This window comes from Pseudomonas sp. SDO55104_S430 (genome assembly GCF_054070595.1).
On the sequence record NZ_JBSVXG010000246.1, the window covers coordinates 1 to 7,852 of the forward strand.

The 7,852-nt window shown below is 63.4% G+C and carries 5 protein-coding genes and 1 pseudogene; 5 read left to right on the plus strand and 1 reads right to left on the minus strand.

The genetic code is table 11. The features are described 5' to 3' along the window. The 3 genes and pseudogenes from ACW9JE_RS26355 to ACW9JE_RS26365 all read left to right on the plus strand — a co-directional run. Nucleotides 1–1,442: cobaltochelatase subunit CobN (locus ACW9JE_RS26355; protein ID WP_457434408.1), on the plus strand; the 1,442-nt coding region annotated here is incomplete at its 5' end. A gap of 156 nt (nucleotides 1,443–1,598) precedes the next feature. After that, a complete protein-coding gene (locus ACW9JE_RS26360; protein WP_457434409.1) occupies nucleotides 1,599–2,597 on the plus strand; it encodes an ATP-binding protein in 999 nt (332 codons plus the stop codon). Beyond that, a pseudogene (locus tag ACW9JE_RS26365) lies at nucleotides 2,522–3,247 on the plus strand (vWA domain-containing protein); the annotation flags it as partial. The gene ACW9JE_RS26360 and the pseudogene ACW9JE_RS26365, both read left to right, overlap by 76 nt. Before the next feature lie 127 nt (nucleotides 3,248–3,374). Here ACW9JE_RS26365 and ACW9JE_RS26370 read toward each other — a convergent pair. Further along, nucleotides 3,375–4,928 (minus strand): MFS transporter, encoded by a 1,554-nt coding sequence (locus tag ACW9JE_RS26370; RefSeq protein ID WP_457434410.1) that lies wholly within the window; start codon nucleotides 4,926–4,928, stop codon nucleotides 3,375–3,377. Nucleotides 4,929–5,032: 104 nt separating this feature from the next. Here ACW9JE_RS26370 and ACW9JE_RS26375 point away from each other — a divergent pair, with 104 nt between their 5' ends. Beyond that, the gene (locus ACW9JE_RS26375) at nucleotides 5,033–5,902 is read left to right on the plus strand and encodes a LysR family transcriptional regulator (RefSeq protein WP_457434411.1); all 870 of its coding nucleotides are present in this window, start codon (nucleotides 5,033–5,035) and stop codon (nucleotides 5,900–5,902) included. A gap of 308 nt (nucleotides 5,903–6,210) precedes the next feature. After that, entirely contained in the window at nucleotides 6,211–7,770 is a 1,560-nt protein-coding gene (locus tag ACW9JE_RS26380; protein WP_457434412.1) for a TerC family protein, read from the plus strand. Nucleotides 7,771–7,852 lie beyond the last annotated feature (82 nt).

Here is a 7,852-nt window from a genome sequence, read left to right on the forward strand (position 1 = left end):
GCGGAGTGTCAGCCGACAATGATTTATCGGATGTACCGCTTTCGCGAGCAAGCCCGCTCCCACAGGGGAAAGCGCTGTGGTCTGAAGTGCAAGTGATCCTCGACCACCTGCACGAAATCGTCGCCCCCCGCCTGGATGCCTGCGGCCCGGCGGAAATGCGCGGCCTGCTCGACGCCCTCGGCGGCCGTTTCGTCCCGGCAGGCCCCAGCGGCGCACCGAGCCGTGGCCGCCTGGACGTGCTCCCCACCGGACGCAACTTCTATTCAGTGGACGTGCGTAACCTGCCCACCACCACGGCGTGGCGCATCGGCTTCCAGTCGGCCAACCTGATCCTCGAACGACACCTCCAGGACCATGGCGATCACCTGCGCCAGCTCGGCCTGTCGGTGTGGGGCACGGCGACCATGCGCACCGGCGGCGACGACATCGCCCAGGCCATGGCGCTGATGGGCGTACGCCCGGTATGGGCCACCGGTAGTCAACGGGTCGATGATTTCGAGATCCTGCCGTTGAGCCTGCTCGACCGACCGCGAGTGGACGTCACGCTGCGGGTGTCGGGGTTCTTCCGCGATGCCTTTGCCAATCTTATCCGCCTGTTCGACGCCGCCGTGCAGGCCGTTGCCGCGCTGGATGAGCCAGACGACCTGAATCCGCTGGCGGCGAAAGTGCGTGCTGAGCGTGAGGCCTTGCTGCAATCCGGGCTCGATGAAGACACTGCGCGACGTCAGGCCGGTTGGCGTATTTTCGGCGCCAAGCCCGGGGCCTATGGCGCGGGCGTGCAGGGCGCCATCGATGGGCGCCTGTGGCAGAGCCGTGAGGATCTGGCCGAGGTTTACCTGAACTGGGGCGGTTACGCTTATGGCGGCTCCGACGAAGGCACCGCCGCCCGCGAGCATTTCGCCCAGCGTCTGAGCCAGGTGCAGGCGGTGCTGCAGAACCAGGACAACCGCGAGCACGATCTGCTCGATTCCAACGACTATTACCAGTTCCAGGGCGGCATGCTCGCTGCTGTGGAGAGCCTCAGCGGCGAGGTGGCGGCCAGTTATCACGGCGACCACAGCCAGCCGGACTTGCCTCGAATTCGCACACTGAAGGAAGAACTGAGCCGGGTGATCCGCTCCCGCGCGGCCAATCCGAAGTGGCTCGAAGGCGTCAAACGCCACGGCTATAAAGGCGCATTCGAAATGGCCGCCACCGTGGACAATCTATTCGCCTTCGATGCCACCACGCAGTTGATCGACGATCACCAGTACGCGTTGCTGGCCGATGCCTATCTGCTCGACCCGGCAACCCGCGATTTCGTCCGCGAACACAACCCCCACGCCTTGCGCGACATGACCGAGCGCATGCTTGAAGCGCAGCAGCGAGGGATGTGGAAGGAGCCGGGGGAGTATCGTGAGGCGCTGGAAAATCTGTTGCTGGATATAGAAGAAGATGGCTGATCAACACAGATCCCCTGTGGGAGCGGGCTTGCCCGCGAAGGCGGTGTGTCAGTCGACACATGTATTGGCTGACACGACGCCATCGCGGGCAAGCCCGCTCCCACAAGGTTTGGCAGTGTTGCTGACAGAACAACGACCACGACAGAGAAAAGCACAATGACCGACACCCCCCATTTCCCCCTCTCCGCCGTGGTCGGCGCCGATGATTTGAAACTGGCGCTGTACCTCACCGCCATCGACCCGAAAATCGGCGGCGTGCTGATCGAAGGCCCACGAGGCATGGCCAAATCGACCCTGGCCCGGGGGCTGGCCGATCTGCTGGCCAGCGGTCAGTTCGTCACCTTGCCTCTGGGCGCCACCGAGGAGCGGCTGGTCGGCACCCTCGACCTGGACGCCGCCCTGAGCGAAGGTCGTGCGCAGTTTTCCCCCGGCGTGCTGGCCAAGGCCGACGGGGGCGTGCTCTACGTCGATGAAGTCAATCTGCTGCCCGATCACCTCGTCGACCTGCTGCTGGACGTGGCCGCCAGCGGCACCAACCTGATCGAGCGCGATGGCATTTCCCACCGGCACTCGGCGAAGTTCGTGCTCATCGGCACCATGAACCCGGAAGAGGGCGAGTTGCGCCCGCAACTGCTCGACCGCTTTGGCTTGAACGTCGCCCTCAGCGGTCACACCCCGCCGGCCGAGCGCGGGCAGATCATCCGCCGCCGCCTGGATTTCGACAGCGATCCCCAGACCTTTTGCGTCGAATGGGAAGGCCAGCAACACGATCTGCGTGAGCGTTGCCAGAAGGCGCGCAGTGCGTTGGCCAGTATTCCCCTGGATGACGCGGCATTGGCACAAATCACCGAGCGCTGTTTCGCCGCCGGCGTCGACGGCTTGCGCGCCGATCTGGTCTGGCTGCGCGCAGCCCGGGCCCACGCCGCCTGGCGCGGAGCCGAGGCGATTACCGAGGAAGATATCGACGCCGTGGCGGAGTTTGCCTTGCGCCATCGCCGTCGCGAGCACACGCCGCCTGCGCCGCAGTCCGGCCAATCGCCGTCGAATCAGAACACCAATCCTGGCGAAGGCCAGGGCGAGTGGGGCGAAATGCCCGCTCAGGCGCTGCCGACCGGCGCCCGTCGCGAAGTGCCGAGCTGGCCAAAAAAGCCCTAGGCATTCGCCCCCGGTCCGACGCGGGGGCGAATGCCAGACCCCGCGCCGGACGCCTCGATCATGGCAAACAGGGCAAGCGACACAGCGCCCGCGACGGCTCGGTCAACTGGCCCGGCACCTTGCTCAATGGCCGGCCACGGCATCGTTCGGATCTGTTGTTCCAGCTGCGCACCCGCTCACCCCATGAGCTGTGGCTGGTGATCGTCGATGCCTCGGCTTCGACCCGTCGGCATCAGGCGTTGAGTGATGCCAAGGGACTATTGGCGCAATTGTTCGATGATGCTTATCGACAGCGCGCGCGACTGGCTCTGATGACTGCCAGTGGCGCCGTGCCGAAATGGCAGGTGCAGGGGTTGAAGGCGTCCAGCGGTTTGCGTCACTGGCTCGATGGCTTGGGCGCGGGAGGTGGTACGCCGTTGCTTGCCGCATTGGAACAAGCGGGGAATTGGCTGGCGGCGCGGCAGAAGCGTTTTCCGGCGGAGCAACAGCGGTTGCTGGTGGTAACCGATGGACGCCTCAAGGATTGGTCGACGCTCAAGCCGCTGGACTGCCCGGGATTATTGATCGACATCGAACGCGGCCCGATCCGACTGGGACGCAGCAGGGTGTTGGCGGCGCAGTTGCAATCCGAATATCAACATATCGATGAGCCGCGCCCCCTTGTAGGAGCGAGCATGCTCGCGATGGACGTCAACGATAACGCGGGGTTTCAGGTTTCCAGCGTAATCGTTCACTACCATCGCGAGCGTGCTCGCTCCTACAGGGGGGGGGCGTCAATCAGGCGGAGGATGTCGCTGACCGACTCACCGTTACGACTGGAATCGGATTACGCATCAGCGTCCCCACCACCAGCGCAGCCAGCAGTCCCGCCAACCCCGCAACCAACAGCAGCAGGCTGAAACCTCCTACGAAGGCCTGACGGGCGAGGGGTTCGATCATCGCCTGCGCGGCCTGCGGCAAAAGGTTCATCGCCGCCGCCATATCACCAGCCACCACCCGCGAGGCAACCCCGTGGGTCTGCGCCAACCATTGCCCACCCTGGGCCGACAGGCTGTCATGCAGCAACTGTTCACTGTGGCCGGCCAGCAGCGCGCCATAGATTCCGATTCCCAGCATGATCGCGCTAAAACGCATGGTGGTGCTCATGCCCGAGGCCATGCCGGTGCGTTCGCGAGGCACGCAGGCCATGATGTTTTTCTGCGTATCGCCGTTGAGCAGGCCCGCACCGGCGCCGGTCACGGCAATCGCCAGGGCGAAGGGCAGGTAGCCGCCGCTGGATGCCGCCCAGGCGCTGAGCAGATTACCGCTGCCCACCAGCGCCAGTCCGGCCGCCATCATGTTCGCCGGGCTCACCCGTCCGGCCAGTCGCGCGCCGATCCGCGGGAAGATCAGCATGGTCACGGCAAATGGCAGCATGCCCAGGCCGGCGGCAATGGCGCTGAAGCCCAGACCGTTCTGCAGGTAGAACGGCAGCATCGTCATCATCACCTGGGCGCAGGCGGCATAGAAAAACATGCCGAGCAGGGCACCGATGAAGCGCGGATGACGGAACAGTTGCAGGTCGATCATCGGCCGCTGCTGCACGCGCTCGATCAGCACGAACAGCCCCAGCAGCGCCGCGCCACCCAGCAGGCGCATCCATGTCACCGAGTTGTTCCAGCCAATGCGGTTGGCTTCGATCAGGCCCCAGATCAGGCACAGCAGGCTGGCGCTGAATGCCAGGCTGCCCCACGGGTCGAGCCGTGCAGACTGGGTGTCGCGGGATTCCGGCACGGCGCGCCAGACCATGTACATCAGGAACAGGCCCACCGGCAGGTTGAGGTAGAAGATCCAGCGCCAGCCGACGTATTCGGTGATCAAGCCGCCCAGGGTCGGCGATGCGGTGGTCGCCACGCCCATGCAGATGCCCCAGAAGGCCCAGGCCTTGGCCCGTTCCACTTCATCGTGAAAGGTGTGGCCGATGGAAGCCAGCGCCGAGGTTAACAGCAACGCGGCACCGACGCCCTTGATCGCCCGGGCGATGTCGAGGAACAGGGCAGTGGGCGCGGCACCGCAACCAAGTGAGGCAAGAATGAAAATTACCAGCCCCCACATCAGCATTTTCTGTCGGCCGAAGCGGTCGGCCAGGCTTCCGGCGGGCAGCAGCAAGGCGGCGAAGGCGAGCATGTAGGCGCTGACCACCCACTCGATATCGGCGAAATTCGCCCCCAGGTCCCGAGCGATACTCGGCAAGGTAACGGCGACGATGTTGGTGTCGAGCACGATGAGCGAACACACCGCAGAAGCAGTGAGCAGGGTCAGGCGTGGGCTCACCCGGGGTTTGACGGACATGGCGGGCATTCTCTACTGTGAGGTTGCCTGCAGCTTATCGCCGGTTGGCAATGCCTTTGTTAGGCATGCGCCATCACTTCATTACCTTTGAGCTAATGCACCGAATGGACATCCGCCATTTCCGCTACTTCCTCGCCGTCGCCCGGCATCGCAATTTCACCCGCGCCGCCGAGCAACTGGGCATCGCGCCGCCGACCCTGACCCGGCAGATTCAGGACATGGAAGCGGAACTGGGGGCGCGGTTGTTCATACGTCAGGCACGGGACGTCAGCCTCACTGAAGCCGGTGCGGCGCTGATGATCGAGGCCGACGCCACGGTGCGCCAGTTCGAGTCGGCGCAGCGCAATGCGCAACGTGCCGGGCGTGGCGAAATCGGCCATATCGAGTTGGGTTACGTGGCGTCGGCGGTGTATTCCGGGCTGCTGCAAAAGCAGGTGCAGGGCTTTGCCGGCGAGTATCCGGATGTGAGCCTCAACGTGCGGGAAAGCCCGATGGCCAGCCTGGGTAATATGATCCTGGAGGGGCGTTTCGATCTGGGGTATGTCCGATTTCCACTAACCATGCCCGAAGGCATCGAGTCGGTGCGGCTGATGGCCGAGGGCTTCGTGCTGGCGTTGCCGGTCAATTCCTGGCTCAACCGCCTGCCGTCGATCAACTCGGTGCACCTGCAAAACGAAAACTTCATCCTGCCCGAACAGGTCATCGGCACCCTGCAGGTCGCCGCTCAGGGCAATTTCTCGCCCAGGCTCGGAGCGCAGCCCGGCGGGCTGGTGGCGGTGATCGCCCTGGTCTCCCTAGGGCAGGGGGTGGCGGTGGTGCCGGAATCCGTGGTCGGACACGTCAGTCTGCCGAACGTTACCTACAAGCCGATCGGCGATTGCGACGCCTCGTCATGGCTGGCCCTGATCCATCGCCGCTTCGAAAAATCGCCTGCGGTATTGCGTTACATCGAAAGAGTCCGCCACTCCGCCTGACCCCCTGTGGAGCTGCAGAAGTCTGCGATCTTTCACTCTTCTACAGATCTTGAAATGATTTCCCGCTGTGGGAAATGTCCCTGTCGCCTGTACGATTCAAGTCCTTTTCCCTTTTCAGGACCCGCATGAACACCCTCACGGAGCCCCCCAGTTCTCCTTTCTCCCTGCGCCCACGCGCGCTGCTGACGCACGCGAAACACCCGGTCTTTCGGCCTTCGAACACCCCGAACATTGCAACCCCACGGCCTCTGCGCCGCGCTTTGCCGTGCCCGGCATTCTGAATTCACTGAAGAGATCGAGATATTTATATGGAATGGTTAGCCGACCCCACCGCCTGGTTGGGCTTGTTGACACTGATTGTGCTGGAGCTGGTACTGGGTATCGACAACCTGGTGTTTATCGCGATCCTCGCCGACAAGTTGCCGCCGCATCAGCGTGACCGCGCGCGCATCATCGGTTTGTCCCTGGCGTTGATCATGCGCCTGGGCCTGCTGGCGAGTATTTCCTGGCTGGTGACCCTGACCCAGCCGCTGTTCGAGGTGTTCGGCAAGAGCTTCTCCGGACGTGACCTGATCATGCTGTTCGGTGGTGTGTTCCTGCTGTTCAAGGCCACCATGGAATTGCACGAACGTCTGGAAGGCCACGTCGGCCAGCGGACGGCCAACACGACTTACGCGCTGTTCTGGCCCATCGTGGCGCAGATCGTGGTGCTGGACGCGGTGTTCTCCCTCGACGCGGTGATTACCGCCGTGGGCATGGTCGATGAGCTGGCGGTGATGATGATCGCGGTGATCATTTCCATCGGCCTGATGATCGTCGCCAGCAAGCCGCTGACCCGCTTCGTCAACGCGCACCCGACCGTGATCATGCTGTGTCTGGGCTTCTTGATGATGATCGGCTTCGCCCTGACCGCCGAAGGCCTGGGCTTCCACATTCCGAAGGGCTATTTGTATGCGGCCATCGGTTTCTCGATCCTGATCGAGGTGTTCAACCAGATCGCCCGGACACGTCGCAAGCGTTCGATGCAGGGCTTGCGACCAATGCGCGAACGTACTGCCCACGCGGTGTTGCGTTTGCTCGGCGGGCGCAAGCTGGAAGCGGAAGAGGTCGGTGAAGAGATCGTCGACATGCTCGACAACGGCGAAGCGCCGAATGAAGAACTGTTTGACCGTCGCGAGCGGGTGATGATCAGTGGCGTGCTGCAACTGGCCGAACGGCCGATCCGCACCCTGATGACCGTGCGCGCGGATGTCGACCACATTGATCTGGCTGATGACGCCGAGAGCATTCGTACGCGGCTGATGCATTCGTCCTACTCGCGCCTGCCGCTGATTCGCAACGGCGCGGTGGATGAGCCGCTGGGGTTTGTGCACAAGAAGGAGCTGCTCAAGGAGTTCCTGGCCGGCAATCAGCCTGATCTGGCGCATCTGGCGCGTCAGACGATTAACCTGCTGGACAGCTACTCGATCCTCAATGCCCTGGAGCAGATGCGCAAGGCGTCTACGCACATTGCGTTCGTTGTCAATGAGTTCGGTGATTTTGTCGGCGTGCTGACCATGACCGATATTCTCGAGTCGATTGCCGGCGAGTTGCCGGATGCCAGCGAAATCGAAGGTCCGGATGTGGTCGAGGACAAGGGCGGGTTTGTGGTCAGCGGCGCCCTGAACCTGTCGCGGGTCCGCCAGCGCACTGGTTTTGCGGCGGAACCGACTGACGACTACCAGACCCTGGCCGGGCTGGTGGTGAGCCTGCTGGATCGGTTGCCGATGATTGGTGACAGCCATGAGTGGGAGGGGTGGCGGTTGACTGTGATGTCGGTTGAAGAGCGGAGGGTGACGCGGGTTTATCTGGCGCGTATCGGCGGGTAACCCTGCGGCGAGGCTGACGGACTCTTCGCGGGCAAGCCCGCTCCCACAGTGTTTTCGCGTCGTGCACTGGATTTGAGTACGA